Raw genomic sequence first — 22,250 nt, forward strand, 5'->3', positions numbered from 1 at the left:
TGTGAGGTATGTCCTTTATAATCCATGGAATGTTTTCGAATTTTGTATTGTAAAAATTTTAAAACATACAAATGAAAAATATAGCGCTAGTAGTTGGGGCAACCGGAATAACGGGTGGTAATCTCGCAGAAAAACTTATTGCTAAAGGCTGGACAACTTTCGGTTTAGCCAGAAACCCACGAAAAGATATCGAAAACCTACAGCCAGTTGCTGCAGACCTTTTGGATCTGGAAAATTTAAAAATAGCTTTAAAAGACGTTTTACCCACTCACATCTACATTACAAGTTGGATGCGGCAAGATTCCGAAGCCGAAAACATACGTGTAAATAGCTTGATGGTGAGAAATCTTCTAGAGGCATTATCTTCTAAAAAATCAGTCCAACACGTAGCACTTGTTACCGGGCTAAAACATTATCTGGGGCCGTTTGAGGCTTACGCCAAAGAAGGTTTTTTGCCCGAAACACCTCTTAGGGAAGAGCAACCCCGTCTGGAGATAGAAAATTTTTATTACGCCCAAGAAGATGAAGTTTATGTTGCTGCAGCGCGAGATGGTTTTACCTGGAGCATCCACCGCCCGCATACGGTTATAGGAAAAGCAGTAGGCAACTTAATGAATCTTGGGACTACACTCGCTGTGTATGCCAGCATTTGTAAAGAAACAGGGAAACCGTTTCAGTGGCCGGGTTCAGAAGCACAATGGAATGGACTTTCGGATGTTACCGATGCCGGAGTATTGGCAGAACATTTAATATGGGCTTCCACTACAGAAGCGGCCCGTAACGAAGCATTCAATGTGGTTAATGGAGATTTTTTTCGCTGGAAATGGCTTTGGAACAAAATAGCTGTATCGTTTGGGATTCAAGCAATTGGGTATGATGGTACGATTCATCCTCTGGAGGAACAAATGAGAGATGAAGCTCTGGTTTGGAAAAAAATTGCCGATCAAAATGCTCTTGAAGAGTCTGATTTAAACAAACTGGCTTCTCCGTGGCATACCGATCTTGACTTGGGACGCCCAATAGAAGTCATGACTGATATGACTAAAAGTCGTGTACTCGGATTCCCTATTTTTCAAAGAACTGAAGATTCATTTTACGATTTGTTTGAACAGCTTCGTACTGACCGATTGATTCCGTAATTACCTAAAGTAGTATTCATAAAAAAGGGTTTCAAGATTTATTTCTTGAAACCCTTTTTTTAGTTGTGTTTCTCTTGTATTGGCAATAGCCACCTTTTCAATATTTACACATCTATGGCATCATAAACCAAGACCTTTTCCCATAAATGAGAACAGTTCTTTATAAAAGCTTGATGAAGTGGGTGGTCCTGGTATATTTTTTGCCCGGCTTCATCATCAAAAAACATGAGTTCAGAAACATCCCATGAGGTGTCTACAACTTCCCGTTTCTCTGTCGAAGCTAAAACGCCCACATGAATTTGGCGAATTGTTGGAATGGTCGCCAAAGTTTTTAAACCGGAAATTAATTGTTGCTTGTCAGCCTCGGATTGAGGGTTCTTCAACCAAAAAAACACATGGTGTAACAAAGGTTTTTTCTTTGGACGCATTGTAAAGCCCATAACACCTGCAACTCCAAATAAAGCTGCAGAACCAATAAATCTTCTACGTATCATCAATTATTTTTTTTAAAAGGTAAATATCGAAATTTAAAAAAGAAAAATAACGCTTTTTATTTGTTTGAATAGCCTCTCATAAAAAAAATTTCAAATTAGTGTCTTGAAACCTTTTCTAGTGTTACTCCGTTTTTAGGGGCTTATTTTATAGTGGCATACTTCCTTGGTTGTTTTGATCTCCTTCTTTAAGATCATCAATTTTAATTTTTTTTTGCGCGAGCGAAGTTCATTAAGGTAAAATTTTAACTGAATTTTATCTCCGCAGACTGATTTGAAATTCTGGTTGAATTTTTAGACTCTTTATAAATGACGATACCAAGTTAACTTCTAATAATCCCGTTGTGTTCTAAAATTGTTTTTGATTCCAATCACCATTAAATTAAAAGCGGGATTCTTGCCTTGAAGCATTAACAGATTTACTGAATCAAAAAACTGACCAGTAATCGTGGAAAATTATTAAATAAAAACCCAGTAGAAAAGAGGTTATTTGAAGGCATTTTAGTTATTTTGGAAGCAATTACTAAGATGTCAAAAACACTACAAATGAAAATAATTGATAAGCTCGCTTGGATTGAAATTAAAAACAATAAAATTCTATCTACAAAATCTTTTGGTAAAGATAAATATTATATTCCAGGAGGTAAAAGAGAAAAATCTGAGACAGACGAACAGGCGTTATGTCGTGAAATAAAAGAAGAACTTAGTGTAGTGTTAATTGCAGACACCCTAAAATTTATTGGAATATTTCAAGCACACGCTCATGGGCATTCTGAAAACACGATTGTCAAAATGACTTGTTATGCTGCAAGTTATACGGGTTTACTAAAAGCGGAATCAGAAATTGAAGAAATGATATGGTTGGCTTATTCCGATAAAGATAAAATATCAGAGGTTGATAAGTTAATTTTTGATTTTTTGAAAGAAAGCAATATGTTGGAATAAACAATTAGATACATAATAATTAGGAGTTCTAATGGGAAAGAACATTTGATATGTACACTCTTTAAAACAAAAAAGACCTTACATCACTGTAAAGTCTTTTTAAAAAGCTCCCTCTCTTGGGCTCGAACCAAGGACCCTCTGATTAACAGTCAGATGCTCTAACCAACTGAGCTAAGAAGGAAACTGTATATTTTTATTCTGGTAATGAATGAACGTTTTTGTGTGCTTATTAGTGTGGTTTGTTTCACTTGTAAAGCGGTGCAAAGATAGGGCTTAATTTGATTTCTGCAAGCAAAAATAAAACTTTTTTTATTTTTTTTTACTTCCCAAGAATTGCCTTGTAAATGTCGTTTCCATTAGCAAATAGTAATAGTGTTATAAGTAATACGAAACCAACCATTTGTGCATTCTCTAAGAATTTATCACTTGGTTTTTTACCACTAACAATTTCATATAATAAAAACATTACATGACCACCATCAAGTGCTGGAATAGGCAATAAGTTCATTACACCAAGCATAATTGATAATAAAGCCGTGATTGTCCAGAAAACTTCCCAGCTCCAAGTATTGGGGAAAATATCAAATATGGCTTTAAAACCACCTACCTGTTTGTAAGCACCGGTACTTGGACTGAAAATCATTTTCAGTTGTTTTCCATACCCTATTAATTGGTCTTTTCCTTTTGCTAATCCGACAGGAATAGATTCTAATAAGCCAAATTCCTGCTTGCTAATTTTGTAATAGCCTAGTTTTTCTAAAGATTCCATCCCTAAACCGCCAATTTGCACCCCTAGTTTTCCATCTTTGGAAACGATAACAGGAACTTGTACTTCTTTTTGATTTCTTAAAACAGTAGCGTTAATGGTTTTGTTTTTATTGTTTTCTAAAACTGTTTTGGCTTGGTCAAAGTATTTTGTTCTTTGACCATTTAGGGCAATAACAATATCTTTAGGTTGTAAAGCAGTATTTTTAGAATCTGCAGCAACTGCTCCAATAGCAAATGGCATTCTAATAGATACCAATGGTGCTTTTTCGTGTTTTGATAATTGATCCACAAAATCATTTGGCATTGTTATAGACTGCTCGGTTCCATTTCTGTCAATAAGGATTTGTTTCCCCATTACTACTTTGGCGTTGATTCCATTATCAAAACGTGCTACTTTTTCACCATCTATAGAAATAATTCTGTCACCGGTTTTGAAACCTGCATTTTGCATGGCTTTATTTTCAATCAAAAGACCGTCTTTCAAATCAGAGTTAGCAATGTAGGTATCACCATAAGCAAATGCCATTCCGATATAAATAATGAAAGCCAAAATGAAATTCACGGTAACACCACCAAGCATAATAATCAAACGTTGCCAAGCCGGTTTAGAACGAAATTCCCATGGTTGAGGTGGCAAAGCCATTTGCTCTTTGTCCATGCTTTCGTCAATCATTCCAGAAATTTTTACATAACCACCCAAAGGCAACCAACCGATACCGTATTCAGTTTCGCCAATTTTCTTTTTTAGAAGAGAGTATTTAACATCAAAAAACAAGTAAAATTTTTCGACTCTGGTTTTAAACAATTTAGCAGGAATAAAATGCCCTAATTCGTGTAGTATAATAAGTAATGATAAGCTCAATAAAAATTGAGAAAGCTTGATAACTATGTCCATTTTATAATTTTAGTTCTTTACAATTTACAAAAGTAAGGTTTTCTATTTGTTTAATTTACAATAATTGTTCCGTACCGTTTTAAATGTTTGTTAATTAATCAAATTTCAATTTTTACTTTCGGTTATGTCCCTTAACTTTACTTTTTTGAAACGGATTTTCCGTTGACTTCATTTAAAATTTATTAAAATATATCGTATGTCTTCAAAATTATTTTCTTCACTTCTAATAAAAAACACTACATTTAAAAATAGAATTATTATTTCCCCAATGTGCCAATATTCAGCAACAGATGGGTTTGCCAATGATTGGCATCTCGTGCATCTGGGCAGTCGTGCCAGTGGCGGAGCAGGATTAATTATTCAGGAAGCGACTGCAGTTTCTCCCGAAGGTAGAATTTCCCCAGGGGATTTGGGACTTTGGAAAGACGAACAAATTGAAAAAATGCAAGTAATTAATCGTTTTATTGTGAGTCAAAATTCGATTCCAGGAATCCAATTGGCGCATGCCGGAAGAAAAGCCAGTGCAGCGGCGCCTTGGGAAGGAGGCAGAAAAGTAGACGAAACCCAAGGCGGTTGGGATACTGTAGCGCCAAGCGCTGTCGCCTATCATGATAATGAAAAAACGCCTATCCCATTAGACAAAGCGGGAATCGAAAAAGTAATTACCGACTTTAAAGCGAGTACCAAAAGAGCCGTTCAAGCAGGTTTTCAAGTACTGGAAATTCATGGGGCTCATGGGTATTTATTGCATCAGTTTCTTTCGCCTTTGTCTAATTTACGTACCGATGAATATGGAGGTAGCTTCGAGAACCGAATCCGTTTTACGCTGGATATTGTGGAAGCGGTACAATCGGAATGGCCGCAAAACTTGCCTTTATTCTTTAGAATTTCTGCTACGGATTGGGCGGAAGGTGGTTGGAACATCGAAGAATCAGTACAGCTTTCGAAAATATTAAAAGAAAAAGGAGTGGATTTAATCGATGTTTCTTCTGGAGGATTAGTTTCGCACCAACGAATTACTTTGGAACCCAATTACCAAGTTCCTTTTGCAGAAAGAATAAAAAAAGAAACTGGAATACTCACAGGCGCCGTAGGTTTAATCACAGCATCCAGTCAGGCAGAAGAAATTATTGCATCCGGAAAAGCGGATTTGGTTTTGTTTGCAAGAGAATCGCTTAGAAATCCCAATTTAGGATTGACATTCGCCGAGCAACTTCAGGCCGATATTCAATGGCCAAAACAATACGAAAGAGCAAAAATTAAATAATTGCACCATTACCATTGAAAATACGTAGTTTTCTATGTCAAATCGAGCGCATTCGAGGTTCTTTTTAATATTTATATCGATAAAAGGTTCAAATGGGGATCAAAACCAATTCTTCAATGAACTTCCATCCTTATGTGTTTCAACAATTAATCATATAAGGAATGGAAGTTCGTTTAACGTTTAAATAAAAAGTTATAAATTCGTTTGCGACTAAAAAAAACAGCTCATGCAAAAAATAAGAACTGCTTTACTTTCTTACGGAATGTCAGGAAAAGTATTCCATGCCCCGTTTATATCATTTCATAAAGGATTTGAACTGATTGGTTCTTGGGAAAGAAGTAAAAAATTGATACGTGAGGATTATCCTTCGGTTAAAAGTTATGCCACATTGGAGGCTTTACTCGAAGACGATGTCGATTTAGTGATAGTAAATACGCCAGTGGAGACGCATTATGAATACGCCAAAAAAGTATTGCTTGCCGGAAAACACGCCATTGTCGAAAAAGCATTTACCACAACTGTGGCCCAAGCACAGGAATTAGCTGCTTTGGCAAAAGAAAGAGGAGTAAAGCTAGCCGTTTTCCAAAACAGAAGATGGGACAGCGATTTCAAAACCGTCCAAAAAATTATTCTGGAGAAGAAATTGGGTGATATTGTAGAAGCCGAATTCCATTTTGATCGTTACAATCCGCTGTTGAGTCCAAAATCACATAAAGAAACTGTAAATTCAGGCGCAGGAATTCTTAAGGATTTAGGCCCGCATTTAATTGATCAGGCTTTGTGTTTGTTTGGTTTGCCTGAATCTGTTTTTGCTGATATTAGAATCACGCGGGAACATTCTTTGGTAGATGATTATCTTGATATCTTGCTTTATTATCCTGATTTTAGAGTCCGATTAAAAGCGGGATTTTTTGTCAGAGAAACTGTTTCGTCTTTTATGATTCATGGAAAAAAAGGTTCTTTCTTAAAACCGCGTGGCGATGTGCAGGAAGACGATTTGAAACTTGGAAAAAAACCGAATCTTGACACTTGGGGGAAAGAACCTAAGAGTAAAGAAGGCACTTTACATACTGAAATGGAGAACGACATTTTTAACGGCAAAGTGGAAACACTTCAAGGTAATTATTACGATTATTTTGACGGCGTTTACAATTCCATTTCCAATGATACACCAGAGCCGGTAAACGCTCAAGACGGGGTTCATGTTATGCAAATCATTGAAGCCGCCATACAAAGTAGCGCCCAGAAGAGAGTAATTGATTTATAGTTCAGGAATAATTGTTCTTTAAAATTTTTGCCACAAATTAGACGAAAACCCACGAATTTCTTTTGTTTCCAAATATAAATTCATGAAAAATCAAAAAAGTTTGTGGCTAAAAACGCATAAATAGTAATGCTTTTTTTACCTAATTTATAAACAATAACGATATATTCCTGGGTAAATGTGTTGTTTCGACATAATGAATGCTTGCTTTTTGTACTTTTGACCCTAAGAAATTCTAAAACTGATTCTTTTGATAGATTTAAACTTTTTAGGCAGATTCAAAGCAAAGGGAAAATACAAGAAAACGTATAAAGACGCTAAGGTTTCCTATTTGAATAGAATTCGATGGGCGGTATCTATGTTTTATTTTGGGATGGGTTTGTGTTTTGCCACTTGGGCTAGCCGAATTCCGGATATCAAAACGGCATTGCATCTTAGTGAAGGCGATTTAGGAACTATTTTATTTGCCGTTCCGGTAGGACAATTAGTTATGATGCCCTTTTCGGGAAAATTGGTTACTCGTTTTGGCAGCCATCGCATTCTCCCTTATTCTATTATATTGTATGCTTTTAGCTTGACCACTTTAGGACTAGCGCAAAATGCTTGGCAATTGGGTCTTGGATTATTTTTCTTTGGAATCTTTGCAAACTTAACGAACATATCCGTAAATACCCAAGGAGTGTACACCGAAGGGCTTTTTAAAAGAACCATCATGTCCTCTTTTCATGGGATGTGGAGTTTAGCTGGATTTACTGGGGCTTTAGTCGGCTTAGGAATGTTGGCACTAGAACTCAATACCTATACCCATTTTCTGATTGTTGCGGCAATCGCAATTTTGTTAATGACTTTTAATTTCAAATTCTTAATTAAAGCCAAAGAAACCGTCAGAATCGAAAAGAAAAAGGGCTTCAGCAAACCAGACAGCTCCCTGGTTATGTTAGGAGTTATTGGGTTTTGTTGTATGGCCAGCGAAGGTGTTATGTTTGATTGGAGCGGGGTTTATTTCAAAGATATTGTCAAAGCGCCTGGACCATTAGTCATTTTAGGCTACACTTCTTTCATGATTATGATGGCAAGTGGTCGTTTTTTTGGAGATGGTTTAACGCATAAATTTGGACGAAAAACAGTAATGCAAATCAGTGGTTGTATGATCTCTATTGGCTTATTTACCGCTGTATTCTTCCCATTCATAATTCCGTCAACAATCGCTTTTATGGTTGTAGGATTGGGAGTTTCCACTATTATACCAACCCTTTATAGCATCGCAGGAAAGCATCCAACGATCCCAACAGGCGAAGCTTTAACAGCTGTTTCCAGCGTAAGTTTTCTTGGATTTTTAATGGGGCCACCCATAATCGGCTACATAGCCGAGGCATTTGGTTTGCGATTTTCATTTGCTTTCATCGGTATTTTTGGATTTTTAATTGCACTTATGGTTTCCAGAATCAAGGCAGTCCAAGACTAGTTTTTTAGGATCACAACATCCGAATTTTATAAAAGTATCCATACCCGCTGTACACAGTATCTTTTTCTCGTAAAAAAAATGAGAAAAAGGATACTTGCTGCCATCGGGGCTATTCATTGCGTTTTTAATTTCGAAGAATATTTTCAGACTATTAGGAATTTAAAAAATATATAAGATTTTTTCTATAAAAAATAACAACTTAATAGTTTTTTTCCTATTTTTAACATGAAATTTAAATAGTAAGCTATTTAAATTTCTAATACCACACTTTTAAGCCGAATTTTATTCGGTCTCAAATACCACTTTCCAAAAACAATTTTTTCCATTTTTCTGATTCTTTATTCTATTTAGCAATAATCGCTGCTGTTCAAAAAAAATCATCATTATCCGTAATGTTGATGCTCAAAGACTGTATTTGATTAAGTCGGAATAGAATAAAGAATTTTTATTCATTGGCATGTTCTAATTCGTTTATAAAGACCTCAATACGCTTATGATAAAAATTACCCTTATTGCCTTTTTTTTTGTTTCAATGCCTTTTGCTTTTGCACAACAAGAAACAGGGATTTCTGGTAAAGTTATGGATTCCAAAACGCAGCAACCATTGCCTTATGTAGTGGTTACCATTCAGAACACGAATTTAATGCAGCTGACAACAGTTGATGGAAAATTTAGTTTTAACACTGTTTCAGCAGGCGAACAATTGGTTTTATTTCACAGTCAAGGGTACAAAGATGCCTTATTTCCAGTTGAAATTATAGCGGGACAAATACTCGATCTAGACACAATACTATTAGAAGAAGATCAAACTTCTGAACAGCAAACCAGTTTAATTGCACTTTCCGCAAGTGATTTAAGCGATGACAACAGCGGCTCCGAAAGTACCTCTGGCCTTTTACAATCCTCCAAAGATGCCTTTCAGCAAGCTGCTGCTTTCAATTGGGGACAAGCCCGTTTTAGGATACGGGGATTGGATAGCGAACATTCCACGATGATGATTAATGGTGTTTCCATGAATAAATTGTATGATGGCAGACCGCAATGGGGCGATTGGGGCGGACTCAACGATGCGCTCCGAAATCAGGAGTTTTCCATAGGAACCGCTCCTTCGGATTATATTTTTGGCGGAATATTAGGCACTCAGGAAATCAATACTCGAGCTTCCATTTACAGACCCGGCACCCGAATTTCATTTTCCGGAACCAATACTAATTACAGTTGGCGTATGATGGGAACCTATGCTTCCGGAATGAATGCGCGAGGCTGGGCATTTGTAGTTTCGGCAGGAAAGCGATGGGCACAGGAAGGCTATTTTGAAGGAACTAATTACGATGCTAATTCCGCCATTATAAGTGTGGAGAAGAAATTAACCTACAATCATTCCTTAAACTTTACCGCTTTTTATACTCCAAATTCAAGAGGGAAAAATTCCCCTAATACCAACGTTACCCAATTGACAAACGGAAAATACAATTCCTATTGGGGTTTTCAGGATGGGAATAAGAGAAATTCAAGAATGAAAACCATCGAAGAGCCTATTTTGATGCTAAATCATTTTTTTAAAGTCAATGATAAAACAAATCTAGCCACCAGCTTCATGTATCAGTTTGGAAATATTGGGAACAGCAACATCGACTATCAAAATGCTAATAGTCCAGACCCTACGTATTATAGAAAACTGCCAAGTTATTACAGTTCGCATTACGATTCAGATAACGGGGGATTTTCAGGAGGATTTACACCAGATTTAGAGAATGCGGAGAAAAGCAAAGAACAATTTTTAGCCAATCAGCAAATCGATTGGAACGCGATGTACCAAGCCAATCAAAACCCGATTGTAGATGCAAACGGAATAATTTCGGGTTATCAACCAACCAAAAGCAAGTACGTTTTGTATGAAGACCGCACCGATGATAAAACAATAGTGGCAACATCAACATTCAATACACAGTTGACAGAAAATGTTATTTTGAATGCTGGTGGTTCTTTCAAAAACTTGAAATCACACAATTACCAAAAGCTTTTGGATGTATTGGGCGGTACTTATTTTGAAGATATTGATGGATTTTATAACGGAAACCAATCGCAATCAGACTTGAATAATCCAAACCGTCAAGTGGTTGTTGGTGACGAATACGGATACAATTATAATTATGTTGCAAATACACTTGATGCGTTTACACAATTCAAATTTTCGTATAACAAAGTTGATTTTTATCTGGCGCAAAGTTTCTCAAGTGCCAATTATCAAAGAGAAGGTTTGTACAAAAATGGAATTTACGAAACCAATTCCTTTGGAAAAAGCGAGAAAGCAACATTTGAAAATTTCGGTTTCAAAGGAGGACTAACGTATAAAATATCTGGAAGACAATTGTTGATTTTTAACGGAGCGCATTTAACAAAAGCACCATCAATCAGGAATACATTCCCCAATTCTCGATTAAATAATAGGATTATTGATGCGCTGGAAAGTGAAAATATCAGCAGCCTAGATGCGAGTTACAGCTATCGTTCTCCAAGATTCAAAGCCCGATTAACCGCTTTTTATACGTTGATAAAAAATGCGACACAAACTTCTTTCTTTTACGCCGAAGGAATTTTTGACGATGGTGCGGGATATAACAACACTAGCGCATTTGTGAGTCAGACGCTAACGCATTTGAATAAGAAGAATTTAGGTGTTGAAATAAGTCTGGAATACCAAATAAACGCAACGTTGAAAACTACTTTTTCAGCGGGTTTTGGAGAATATACCTATGATAGTAATCCAGATGTAATGGTCACTAATGATGCGGAAGCTTCAATAGAAAATACCAACCCTATTTTCGATTTTGGAACTGCAGCATTGAAAAAATACAAACAACCGGGTTCGCCGCAGCAAGCCTATTCGTTAGGAATTGAATATCGAAATCCTAAGTTTTGGTGGATTGGGGTGAATCTAAATTATTTAACAAATAGTTATATTGATTTTTCTCCCATTGCCAGAACAGATCACTTTTTTATCAATCCCGCCAGCGGATTTCCCTTTCCGGAAGCCACCGAAGAAAGAGGCAAGGAATTATTGCAACAGGAAAAATTTGCTCCAACAACATTGTTAAACATAGTTGGCGGAAAATCATGGCGTATTTATGGTAAGTATATAGGTCTTTTTGCCAGCATCAATAATATGCTTGATGTGACTTATAAAACGGGTGGTTATGAGCAAGCCAGAAACTCCAATTTCAGGCAACGAAATCAGGATGTTTCCAGCGGAACACCATCTTTTGGAAACAAATATTTTTATGGTTATGGAAGAACCTATTTCGTAAATCTTGCAATCAATTTATAAACTTGAAAAATGACTTATTATGAAAACAAATATCTGTAATCGATTTTTTTCTATAGCAATCACCATCCTTTTTGCAAGTTGTGTGAACGATGCCGTTGAAATTCCGAAACTAAGTTGTACGCAACCGGATTTAACCGTAAACCGAACCGTTGCTGAAGTTCGGGAAAATGCAAATGCAATAGTAACCCAATATAAGTATGATGACATTATAGAAGCGTATGTTGTTTCCAGCGATGAATCAGGTAATTTTTTTAAATCGATTTCCTTGCAAACTTTGGCAACAGCCACAAAGCCAGCTGTAGGTTTTAGTGTTCCTATCGATGCTACAAACTTGTATATTGACTATAGAATGGGTAATAAAGTATATTTAAAACTAAAAGACAAGTACACTGATATCTTATTTGGAGGCATGCGAATAGGAAGTATTTTTGTGAATTCATACAATGAAGGCGGAGTGGGGCGACTTTCCCAAAATGACTATAAAAAAGTGCTGAATGCTTCTTGTACAACCCTAAAGGAGGAAGTTCTTGTGAAGACAATTTCAATGGAAGATTTATTGAATGATTCTAATCTGAATACTTTGATCGAATTATCGGATGTTCAGTTTACGGCGGATGCTATTGGTCGCCATTATTTTGAAGAAACCAATAATGTGGGCGGCGCAACCAATTGGGGTTTGATGGATAAATTAGGGAATCAGGTGTATTTTAGAACCAGCAGTTTCGCTGATTTTTCCAGTAATTTAGTTCCGGACGGGAGTGGAAAAGTAAGAGGGATTTTAACAAAGTATGGAACTGATTACCAAATATTACCACGCTCTGCGAAAGATGTTGTAATGACAGGAAACAGAGTAGCTCCTTTTTTCTCTCAAGATTTTGAAACGGTGATAGATAAATCAAATTTGAGCCTTCCGGGATGGGCCAATATTGTTCAAAAAGGAGCGCTTTCCTGGAAAGGGACAGTATATTCCGGAAACGGGTATGCCGAATTTAATATTTCAGGTACAAAGGTAGTCTCGAATGTGGCTTGGTTGATTTCTCCAAAAATAGATATGGATAAACATACCAGTGAAATTATGACTTTCAGATCTGCCCAACATCATTTAGATGTGGACTCCCCATTAAATTCTTTGGAAGTTTATGTTTCCACTAATTTTGACGGATTGAATGTGGCTACGGCGAATTGGATTCCGATTTTGGCAAAATTACCTAAACAAGCCACGCCTTGGTATCAATTTATAGGAAGTGGAGCAATAGATTTATCTTCTTATAAAGGCAAAATTAATGTAGCGTTTAAATATATAGGTTCAGGGAGAGACCTTGCGTTGGATGGCGCTTTTCAGGTGGATGATGTGCAGATTTTTGAAAAATAATATTGATCACATCGCAGTTAAAAACCCAATTTATGTACCGTGTATTTTATATATTTGCAGCCTTACAAATTAAATTAAAATTTATGAAATCTATTTTATTAGCATTAGTTTCTATACTATTTGTTTCTTGCTTAACAGATGGTGGAGCATCTAAATCTGTTGATTATACGGCTCAAAATGAAAAAGAAATTGTTGATTATATCGCTAAAAATAATTTAACTGCTCAAAGAAGTGATTCAGGATTGTATTATGTGGTTAATGAGGCCGGCACCGGTGCGCAACCTACGGCAACTTCTAATGTAACAGTGGCTTACAAAGGTTATTTTACAAGTGGAAATGTTTTTGACCAAAGTAAACCGGAAGGTATTTCTTTTGGTTTGAATCAAGTGATAAAAGGTTGGACAGAAGGAATTCCTCATTTTAAAACAGGAGGAAGTGGGATTCTTTTAATTCCGGCTCACTTAGGTTATGGAAGTAATGCGAGTGGACCTATTCCTGCAGGTTCCGTACTCGTTTTTGAGGTTAAACTTATTTCCGTGAATTAGGTATTTGTTTTTCTTTATAAAACCAAAATAAAAAGGCTGTCTTTTCGGACAGCCTTTTGTAATTAATTATTTTTTGGTTTCAACTATACTAATGGCATAACCTCCGCCTGGAGCACTTAACTGTGCTAGTTTTGATTTGTTGGTCACATTCATTTTGCGAATTGTATACGCTTGCGGATTGGTTTTATAATGTGCATCTTTTGCATCTGCATAAATCGTGGCTATATATTTTTTTCCTTTCTCCAAGAAATCAAATTTGATCGCTGAGGTACGGGAAGTATCGCCATTTACATTACCGATAAACCAGTTGTTAGTCACTTTTGCTTTACGCGCAACGGTCACATATTGCCCTGGTTCTGCTTCAAGGTATTTGCTGTCTGACCAATCTACTGCAACATCTTTGATAAACTGAAAAGCATCAGGAAAGCGATCGTAATTTTCCGGTGTATCAGCTGCCATTTGTAATGGGCTGTACATCGTTACGTACAATGCCAATTGATTCGCAATCGTACTGTTCACATGAGAATTATTATCCGGATTCAATTTGTTTAAATCCATTTCGAAAATACCCGGAGTATAATCCATCGGTCCACCCACTAAACGTGTAAAAGGCAATACCGTTACGTGATTTGGTTTAGAACCTCCAAAAGCCTGGTATTCAGTTCCTCTTGCCGCTTCATTACCTATTAAGTTTGGATACGTTCTGGCAATTCCCGTTGGACGAACCGCTTCGTGCGCATTCAGCATAATTTTATATTCGGCTGCTTTTTCTAAGGCATATTGATAATGATTGACAATCCATTGGCTGTAGTGGTTTTCGCCTCTTGGCATAATATCACCTACATAACCACTTTTTACGGCATCATAACCGTTGTCTTTCATAAACTGATACGCTTTATCCATGTGGCGCTCGTAGTTACGCACAGAACCTGAAGTTTCATGGTGCATAATCATTTTAACGCCTTTTGATTTGGCATATTCATGCAATCCTTTGACATCAAAATCAGGGTATGGGGTCAGAAAATCAAAAACATAATCTTTCGAGTGTCCAAACCAGTCTTCCCAACCTTCATTCCAGCCTTCTACTAGAACGGCATCAAAACCGTGTTTAGCAGCAAAATCAATGTATTTTTTTACATTAGTGTTAGTAGCACCATGTTTTCCATTTGGTTTAGCTTTTGCAAAATCAGAAACGCCAAGTTGTACCGTAGGAAATTCATCCGTGTACGCCCATGTGCTTTTTCCAGCAATCATTTCCCACCAAACACCGACATATTTAACGGGTTTTATCCAAGACGTATCCTCAATTTTACTAGGGTCATTCAAGTTCAATGTCATTTTTGAAGCCAAAATTTCTCTTGCGTCATCACTAACAATGATGGTACGCCAAGGCGAGTGACTTGGAGCCTGCATGTATCCTTTGTCTCCTTTGGCATCTGGTGTCAACCAAGATTCAAAAACCATAGTTGCATCATCCAAATTCAAATGCATGCAAGAATAATTGATTAATGCCGCTTCGTGTAAATTGATATACAATCCATCCGTTGTTTTTAACATTAGTGAAGTTTGAACTCCAGTTGTAGAAAAAGACTTTTGAGAAACATTTGCGGTAGTTGCTTTTTCTGACAAACCTCTGATTTCTGACAATTTTGAAGTGGTATAATCATATTCTTGAGTGTCATAATCACCCGGAATCCAAAAAGCAGTATGATCGCCAGTCATTGCAAACTGCGTTCTTTCTTCTTTGATTACAAAATAAGTAAGGTTTTTTTGTGAAGGGAATTCATAACGGAATCCAAGACCATCGTCAAACAAACGAAAACGAATAACAATATGTCTGTCCGCTTCTTTTTGATTTAAGGTTACTGCTAATTCGTTATAATGATTGCGAATTGAAGCAACTTCTCCCCATACAGGTTTCCAGTTTTCATCAAAAGTGGCTGTCTTACTTTCAATAACAGTAAAATCATTTAACAATGACTTTTTATCATTTTTTAGCTCCAAACCTAATTTACTTGATTTTACAACTGCTTTGCCTTTGTAATTTAAACTGTAAGTTGGAGTTCCGTCATTTTGTAAGGAGAACTCCATTACAAATTTTCCATTTGGGGATTTTAACTGCTGTGCATTTGCAGTGTTAAAAAAAGCGAGCCACACAAGGGCTGTAAAAAGGAAATGTTTCATTTTTTAAAATAGAATTTAATAAATAATTTTTTCAGGTTTGGTAATAGAATTCGATTTTCACGAAATCGATTTATTGCAAAACGCAAAGTTTTCCAAATTTCGAGAAAGTAAAAGTAAACGCTTTTCACGCTACATATTTTTATCTTTATAAAATAGTAGATTAAATTTTTATTTTAAACATCTAATGTACTGTTTAAAAGTTTGTTATGTTTATTTATTGTTTAAAAAAAGTGGTGAATTTACAATAACAAATAGGTCTTCTAGATTATTTTAATCCCGAAGACCTCCTTTAAAATAGATTTTTTCTATTTTAAATTAGTTCCTATTCGCATAACTTTTGCTTCAAATTCCTCCCGGGGACCCGCTGCTTTATTTTTGAGTTGTGAACGGTAATTGTAAATCGTGGATACCGAATACCGAAGGAATATTGAAATTTTTGCGCTATCCTTTATGCCCAAACGGATCAGTGCAAAGATTCTTAGTTCCGTATTAAGCAGTTCTCCTTCCTTCAATTGTGTTGCTTCATCATCAATTAATAAAGCGCTGAATTCCGGTATGAAATTAGGAAACAGTTGCAAGAACGTCTTGTCAAAATTAGTATAAAACGCGGCGAGCTCCTTTTCGATAAACTGTTTCGATTTTACGGCACTCATAAGATCATTCATCTTTCCTGTAGTAACCATAACATTCAATTTTCGGCGGTATTCGTCTAACTTGCCAATGTAGTCTGAACACTGGTCCATGTAACGCCCAATGTATATTTCCTTCAAAAGATTGGCTTCAGTTAGTGTATAATTGGTCTCATTCAATTTCTCATTAAATGTATTTAATTCGGTATTCAATTCAGAAAGCCTAGAGTTGGCCAAACTTAAATCCTGTTTTGCTTTGGACAATTTCTTCATTTGCTTAAAAAGTAAAAAAAGCACCACCAACAAAAACACCGATAAGATACTGGCGCTTATCAAAAACAGCATTAATTGGAGTCGGTTGGTTTCATTTTGGTTTTGATACGCCTCGTTGATGATGGGCAGCATCTTAGATATTTCATACGTTCGTAAACGGGCATTACAAAAAAGGGCGTCTTCGAGGGAACGTTTTATATATTTATAAGCGCGGTCTATATCTCCGTTTTCATACATTAGAAAAGCCAAAGAACGCAACGAAATATATTCCTTTTTGGCCAACTGCAAATCAGAAATAGCAGAAATTGTCAACCATTTTTGCTCCTTTCTAGTATCTTTTTTTGCGCGATATGCCTGCGAAATAAGATAGGCGATAACCGCTTTGTCCGGACTATTAGAAGTAATATTCGGAAAATAATTTAGTAATAAATGCAGCGTTTCGTTGTGTTTTCCCACTTCAAGAAGTGTACTGGACTTCGCCATAATGTAGGCGCTTGATTGCGTTGGATAAAAATTTAAGGAGGAATCACGGTATTTTTTTGTCAGTAAAACATACTTTTCTTTTTCCTGAAGCGAAGCCGCATAATCAGACATATACCCATAAACCACGCTATTCACGGTAAAAAAATATCCTTTCAGGTCGGGAGTTGTATTGATGTTGATTGTATTAAGTATATCGGTCGCTTCCTTGTACATTCCTAATGTTCCCATTATGGAAGCCAGATTTAATCGGGCATCATTCAGCTTTCGGGTATCCTTTAATTTTTCGGCTATTTGAAAACTTTTTCTGGCGTAAATCAATGCCGAGTCGGACTGATACAATTTATATTCTGAATACAATTTTCCGTAAATAGCATATTTTTGAAGATCAGTAGCAGTGTATGGCAGCAGTGCTTTTAGTTTGTTTATTTCATTCTCCTTTTTATTCGAATACAATTGGTAATCAGTTACCGTCTTGTCTAACTCATCCAATAATGAATCAAAATTATTTTGCCCAAAAAGAAGGACGGGAAATAGCGATACAATAAGTATTGTCAGAAATCGATTCATTCAAATGGGATTAAATTCATGTAAAAATAATTAAAAATCTAAATTAACAACTAAAACACAAATGGTAATCACGTAATAAAATTAAGCTTTGCAAAGGATTAAATGATTTTAGTGTAGCATCAGTCGAAGCGCAATGGCAAGGAATAGTATTTTTGTTGATCTAAAAACTAACATTATTCACACCTTCTGATTTTTTATAAACGCAGAACTCGATAAGTCCCTCACAAATCATTAAATTTGTAACTTATTCAAAGACATGTTAGAAAAAGAAGTAATAAATTTCGAAAAAACGGCTATAGTTGGTGTTATAACTCAAAATCAAAGTGAAGAGAAACTAAATGAATATCTTGACGAATTAGAGTTTTTGACTTTTACCGCTGGGGGCAAAGTGGTGAAACGTTTTTCGCAAAAAATGGAACGCCCAAATCCAAAGACTTTTGTAGGAACAGGAAAAATAGAGGAAATCAATCTTTTTGTAAAAGAGAATGACATTTCGACTTTGGTATTTGATGATGAATTATCACCTTCTCAGCAAAAAAATATATCTAAAATAATTACGGAATGTAAAATTCTGGACAGAACGCACCTTATCCTTGATATTTTTGCACAACGTGCCGAAACTTCTTATGCGAGAACGCAAGTAGAATTAGCGCAATGCCAATATTTATTACCAAGACTTTCCGGAATGTGGACGCACCTTGAACGTCAAAAAGGGGGAATTGGAATGCGTGGACCTGGAGAAACCGAGATTGAAACAGACAGACGTATTGTTCGTGACCGAATAGCGTTATTGAAAGAAAAAATAAAAACCATCGACAAGCAAATGGGCGTGCAACGAGGCAATCGTGGCGCTATGGTTCGTGTGGCTTTGGTAGGATATACCAATGTGGGAAAATCAACCTTGATGAACGCTATTGGAAAAAGTGATGTTTTTGTAGAGAACAAACTTTTTGCCACTTTGGACACTACCGTTCGAAAAGTAGTTGTCAAAAACTTACCTTTCTTGCTTTCGGATACCGTAGGGTTTATTCGAAAATTGCCAACACAATTAGTTGATTCTTTCAAAAGTACGCTGGATGAGGTTCGTGAAGCCGATTTGTTATTGCATGTGGTGGATATTTCGCATCCTGAATTTGAAGATCATATCGCATCGGTAAATCAAACTTTATTGGACATCAAAGCGAATGACAAACCGATTATTATGGTTTTCAATAAAATTGATGCCTACAAACCACTGACTATTGATGAAGATGATTTAATGACCGAAAAAACACCGAGACATTTCACTTTGGAAGAATGGAAATCAACTTGGATGAGCAGAGTAGGAGAGCAAAATGCTTTATTTATTTCAGCTACCAACAAAGAAAATTTCGAGGAATTCAGAGAACGAGTTTACGAAGCGGTACGACACATTCACATTACCCGTTTTCCGTACAATAAGTTTTTGTATCCCGATTATAAAGATGCAGTGGAAAAAGAAGATAAAGACGAGGAAGAAATAGAATAATTTTCTCTAAACATAAAATACAGCAATCCCTTTTGACTTTTTCAAGAGGGATTTTTTTTGGGCATGCCCCAGCTTTCTCTGCGTTGCAGCTGCGTCAGGATCCCAAGGCTTCGGGATACTTCAATTTTTTATTTCGCTTCGCTACATAAAAGGATTTCCGCTGTCATCCCTCTTACGGGCTTTGGTCGATATAATTGCTATTTCGGGGTTTTAGACTATTTGTAAGAAAAAATCAATATATTTGATAATATCTACCCAAAAAATTGGGTGGCTTTGTATGATTTTGTAATACATATATACAAGTTAGCGGAAAGACTAAAAAAAACAAGACCATAAAATGGACTATATCATAAAAGACGAGAAACTCGAATTAAAATATGAACACGGAAAAGGTGCTTGGACTTATCATTTGCGAATTCCAAACTCAAAAAATATTGATGGAAAATGGGGCGATATAAAAGTGTCTGGTTTAATCGACAACTACAAAATTGAAGCTAGAAACCTTGCTCCGATTAAAGGAGAAGATAAAATGCTTTCTATAAATAGCGAAATAAGAAAAGCTATCAATAAAAAAGGTGGCGATATTGTTACAGTTTCACTTTATCTATTATCCAAAAAAGAAGAAATAACCGAAAAACAAATTTTAGAAACCTTCAAGGAATTAGGAGTTTTAGAAGCTTTTAAAAAATTAAACGAATTTGAAAAAAATGAAGTTTTAGAAACTATTATTTCTCAAAAAATCGAAGAGAAACAAATCAAGATAATTATAAAACACATAGATAAATTAAGTAAGTAAAATGATTAAGCAAACATCTTTAAACTTTTTAAAAGAACTAAAAAATAATAATTCAAGAGAGTGGTTTGAACAAAACAAAATAATTTATCAAGCCTACAAAGATGACATTATTTCGTTTACAGAGAATTTATTGTTAGAATTAGAAAAAATCGACTTGTCAATAGCAAATGCAAATTTAATTCCTAAAAAATGCTTAACAAGAGTAAACAGAGATTTGCGGTTTTCAAAAGACAAAACACCATATAAAAACTATGTTTTGGTCGTTTTTAATAAAAATGCTCCACAGGGAAATACAGCAGGATATTTTATTCACATCGAACCAGGCAATTGTATGGTTGGCGGTGGAATTTGGCAGACAACACCAGAATTTTTAAAAAAAATTCGGAAAGAAATAAGTTATTCATTTGAAAAAATTAACGAAATAATTTCAAGCAAACAATTTCAAGATATATTTCCAAGCGGTATTCAAGGTCAAAGTAAATTAAAAAAATTCACTAATTTATCCGAAGAAAGGGAACCAGTTATTGAATTGCTTAAAATGAAAGGTTTTTGTACCAAAGAATTGATAAGTGACAATGTTTTGACAAGTGCAGACGCAGTAAAAACAATTATTAACTATTTTAAAACTACAAAACCATTAATTGAATATCTAAATAAAGCTATAGAATTTGAAGAATAAAAACCCATCCGCTTACAGCCGTTTGGCAAGATTGCGAATTTTATGGTAAATTTAAGTTTACGTTTCACAAGAAATTTCACCCCACTGGCGCTCGTTTATCTCTGTTCTTTGGTGCTCGTCTGCGACGAGTACCTACTTAAATTAAGAAACAAATTATAGGGTTTGCAAGGCGGAAGGCTAAAAAAAGTTATTTTAAGGCGCGCTAGAATAATAAAAAATACTTTTTTTAAAAACCGTAATTAACGCCTAAACCAAATACTTCTCTTACCTGAACGGCTTGAACGGAATTATCATCGTAAATTGCCTGAACAGCTACATTTGCCGATAGGAATTTATTGATTTTCATTATGACATTCATTTGGTAATCGACATCAACGTTTTGTGGATTGTCTAAATAATTGGAATACAAATTCAATCGATTTTCTACAGATACATTTGTCATGATATTGAATTTGTAATAGGCTGAAATACTTGCTCCAAACTCAAATCGGGAAGGATCGCCTTGCAATACTCCAAAAGAAGGCGCGAATTCAGTAAAATGAGGATGAACAATAATTAGTTTAGCTGTCGCTGGAGAAAAATTGACACTCAGATTATTGCTTTTTTTCCAGAGCATTCCGGGTCCTAGTTGGAAATAAGCCGGAGAGAAAAAATGGGATATTTTTTCATCATTTTTGTCTAATCCTGTGTCCATTTGAGTCTTGAAATTAAAAAACATCGAATAGTACCATTGTCCTTTGGATTTCTTTCCCCAAAGAGAATTCAGTTCCAGACGATCGTCTGTTTTTGCGATTTTTTCATCTCCTTTTATTTTGGTTAAACCGTACGCTAAAATGAATTTATTATCCCAAACGATATCTTCTTTTTTATAATTGAAGTCGTAATTCAAACCAAAATTTCCCGCAATATTCGAAGTCCCACCGCCCAACCATTGCTTGTTGTATGCAGATTGATTAAAAAGCAATGAGATATTTCCTTTTTTGGTCCAAAACTTTGTAGTGTCTTTTGCTGTTTCTTGTGCATTAATGAAATTCGCAACTAGGAGTAACACTAAAAAAAACACAATATTTTTCATGGCTTTAGATTTAAATTCTACTTTAAAAGTACAAAATAAACATAAATAAACTACTCTTTCTTATGTGCTTTATACAAGGGAACAGCTGAACAGGCTTCGCCATACATAATACTTCGCGCAAAAGGGTGTAAATAATTGGCTGCCAATACATAAGCTCGCATCGGAACCGGTTTTCGGGAACACCCTTTTATAATAACGGGCTTATTTTCATAAACTGAATAATCAATTTTAGGCAATAACTCTTCATAAAGAGAAGCGTCTAAATCCTCTAAAGAACCATTGATGATTTTCTTTGCAAATGGTGCTAATTGAATGGCAACTAAAATAGAAGCCCAAGCAGGAACAATAGCATCGGTACTGCAATTAATGGCTACGTACTGATCTTGATATTGTGCCCAATCGTGATTTTTCAGCTGCTCTCTAAAGTCTTTTTCTTTCAATAAAAAACCTTCCAAAAGCCATTTCGAAATATCTATTTGCGCACGAATCCCCTTTGGATAATAATCTTCGAGATCGAAAACTTCCAAAACACTATTCGCAACTTTATTTATTATTTCTTCCATTTTTTTTAGTTTATA

The 22,250-nt window shown here is 35.7% G+C and carries 17 protein-coding genes and 1 tRNA gene; 11 read left to right on the forward strand and 7 right to left on the reverse strand.

Annotation, left to right across the window (positions count from 1 at the left end; genetic code table 11):
- The first annotated feature begins 71 nt into the window (after positions 1–71).
- Positions 72–1,139 carry an SDR family oxidoreductase gene (locus ACM55G_RS02165; protein ID WP_416842261.1) on the forward strand — a complete coding sequence of 356 codons (1,068 nt, stop codon included), beginning with the start codon at positions 72–74 and terminating at the stop codon, positions 1,137–1,139.
- Between the two features lie 104 nt (positions 1,140–1,243).
- Here the strand turns inward: ACM55G_RS02165 and ACM55G_RS02170 are convergent, their stop codons facing one another.
- Positions 1,244–1,633, reverse strand: a complete 390-nt coding sequence (locus tag ACM55G_RS02170; RefSeq protein ID WP_416842262.1) for a Dabb family protein — start codon at positions 1,631–1,633, stop codon at positions 1,244–1,246.
- A gap of 543 nt (positions 1,634–2,176) precedes the next feature.
- Between ACM55G_RS02170 and ACM55G_RS02175 the strand changes: the two genes are divergently transcribed.
- A complete protein-coding gene (locus ACM55G_RS02175) occupies positions 2,177–2,575 on the forward strand; it encodes an NUDIX hydrolase (RefSeq protein ID WP_416842263.1) in 399 nt (132 codons plus the stop codon).
- 107 nt (positions 2,576–2,682) lie between these two features.
- On the opposite strand, the gene ACM55G_RS02180 is transcribed toward ACM55G_RS02175, so the two are convergent.
- Together ACM55G_RS02180 and rseP are read right to left on the reverse strand one after the other, a co-directional pair.
- A tRNA-Asn gene (locus ACM55G_RS02180) sits at positions 2,683–2,756 on the reverse strand.
- A gap of 138 nt (positions 2,757–2,894) precedes the next feature.
- The gene (gene rseP, locus ACM55G_RS02185; RefSeq protein ID WP_416842264.1) at positions 2,895–4,238 is read right to left on the reverse strand and encodes an RIP metalloprotease RseP; all 1,344 of its coding nucleotides are present in this window, start codon (positions 4,236–4,238) and stop codon (positions 2,895–2,897) included.
- A 196-nt stretch (positions 4,239–4,434) separates the two neighbouring features.
- On the opposite strand from rseP, the gene ACM55G_RS02190 reads away from it, so the two are divergent.
- From ACM55G_RS02190 to ACM55G_RS02215, 6 genes are all read left to right on the forward strand, one after another.
- A complete protein-coding gene (locus ACM55G_RS02190) occupies positions 4,435–5,505 on the forward strand; it encodes an NADH:flavin oxidoreductase/NADH oxidase (protein WP_416842265.1) in 1,071 nt (356 codons plus the stop codon).
- A gap of 226 nt (positions 5,506–5,731) precedes the next feature.
- Positions 5,732–6,772 carry a Gfo/Idh/MocA family oxidoreductase gene (locus tag ACM55G_RS02195; protein ID WP_416842266.1) on the forward strand — a complete coding sequence of 347 codons (1,041 nt, stop codon included), beginning with the start codon at positions 5,732–5,734 and terminating at the stop codon, positions 6,770–6,772.
- Between the two features lie 247 nt (positions 6,773–7,019).
- Complete coding sequence (locus ACM55G_RS02200) at positions 7,020–8,234, forward strand: MFS transporter (protein ID WP_416842267.1); 1,215 nt, start codon at positions 7,020–7,022, stop codon at positions 8,232–8,234.
- Between the two features lie 493 nt (positions 8,235–8,727).
- Complete coding sequence (locus tag ACM55G_RS02205; RefSeq protein ID WP_416842268.1) at positions 8,728–11,562, forward strand: carboxypeptidase-like regulatory domain-containing protein; 2,835 nt, start codon at positions 8,728–8,730, stop codon at positions 11,560–11,562.
- 19 nt (positions 11,563–11,581) lie between these two features.
- Positions 11,582–12,934 carry a DUF5689 domain-containing protein gene (locus tag ACM55G_RS02210; protein WP_416842269.1) on the forward strand — a complete coding sequence of 451 codons (1,353 nt, stop codon included), beginning with the start codon at positions 11,582–11,584 and terminating at the stop codon, positions 12,932–12,934.
- Positions 12,935–13,017: 83 nt separating this feature from the next.
- Entirely contained in the window at positions 13,018–13,479 is a 462-nt protein-coding gene (locus ACM55G_RS02215; RefSeq protein WP_416842270.1) for an FKBP-type peptidyl-prolyl cis-trans isomerase, read from the forward strand.
- 66 nt (positions 13,480–13,545) lie between these two features.
- Here the strand turns inward: ACM55G_RS02215 and ACM55G_RS02220 are convergent, their stop codons facing one another.
- Together ACM55G_RS02220 and ACM55G_RS02225 are read right to left on the reverse strand one after the other, a co-directional pair.
- Positions 13,546–15,663 carry a glycoside hydrolase family 97 protein gene (locus tag ACM55G_RS02220; RefSeq protein ID WP_416842271.1) on the reverse strand — a complete coding sequence of 706 codons (2,118 nt, stop codon included), beginning with the start codon at positions 15,661–15,663 and terminating at the stop codon, positions 13,546–13,548.
- 305 nt (positions 15,664–15,968) lie between these two features.
- On the reverse strand, positions 15,969–17,615 hold the full coding sequence (locus ACM55G_RS02225) for a DUF6377 domain-containing protein (RefSeq protein WP_416842272.1): 1,647 nt from the start codon (positions 17,613–17,615) through the stop codon (positions 15,969–15,971).
- 256 nt (positions 17,616–17,871) lie between these two features.
- Here ACM55G_RS02225 and hflX point away from each other — a divergent pair, with 256 nt between their 5' ends.
- The 3 genes from hflX to ACM55G_RS02240 all read left to right on the forward strand — a co-directional run bounded on the left by hflX (position 17,872) and on the right by ACM55G_RS02240 (position 20,597).
- The gene (gene hflX, locus ACM55G_RS02230) at positions 17,872–19,122 is read left to right on the forward strand and encodes a GTPase HflX (protein WP_416842273.1); all 1,251 of its coding nucleotides are present in this window, start codon (positions 17,872–17,874) and stop codon (positions 19,120–19,122) included.
- A 337-nt stretch (positions 19,123–19,459) separates the two neighbouring features.
- A complete protein-coding gene (locus ACM55G_RS02235) occupies positions 19,460–19,918 on the forward strand; it encodes a DUF1905 domain-containing protein (RefSeq protein ID WP_416842274.1) in 459 nt (152 codons plus the stop codon).
- 1 nt (position 19,919) lies between these two features.
- The gene (locus tag ACM55G_RS02240; RefSeq protein WP_416842275.1) at positions 19,920–20,597 is read left to right on the forward strand and encodes a DUF2461 domain-containing protein; all 678 of its coding nucleotides are present in this window, start codon (positions 19,920–19,922) and stop codon (positions 20,595–20,597) included.
- 226 nt (positions 20,598–20,823) lie between these two features.
- Here ACM55G_RS02240 and ACM55G_RS02245 read toward each other — a convergent pair whose 3' ends face one another.
- Positions 20,824–21,672, reverse strand: a complete 849-nt coding sequence (locus ACM55G_RS02245; RefSeq protein ID WP_416842276.1) for a DUF3078 domain-containing protein — start codon at positions 21,670–21,672, stop codon at positions 20,824–20,826.
- A gap of 50 nt (positions 21,673–21,722) precedes the next feature.
- Positions 21,723–22,235 carry a DUF2480 family protein gene (locus ACM55G_RS02250; RefSeq protein WP_416842277.1) on the reverse strand — a complete coding sequence of 171 codons (513 nt, stop codon included), beginning with the start codon at positions 22,233–22,235 and terminating at the stop codon, positions 21,723–21,725.
- Positions 22,236–22,250 lie beyond the last annotated feature (15 nt).

The sequence above is a fragment of the Flavobacterium algoriphilum genome (assembly GCF_048158655.1).
GTDB lineage: Bacteria > Bacteroidota > Bacteroidia > Flavobacteriales > Flavobacteriaceae > Flavobacterium > Flavobacterium algoriphilum.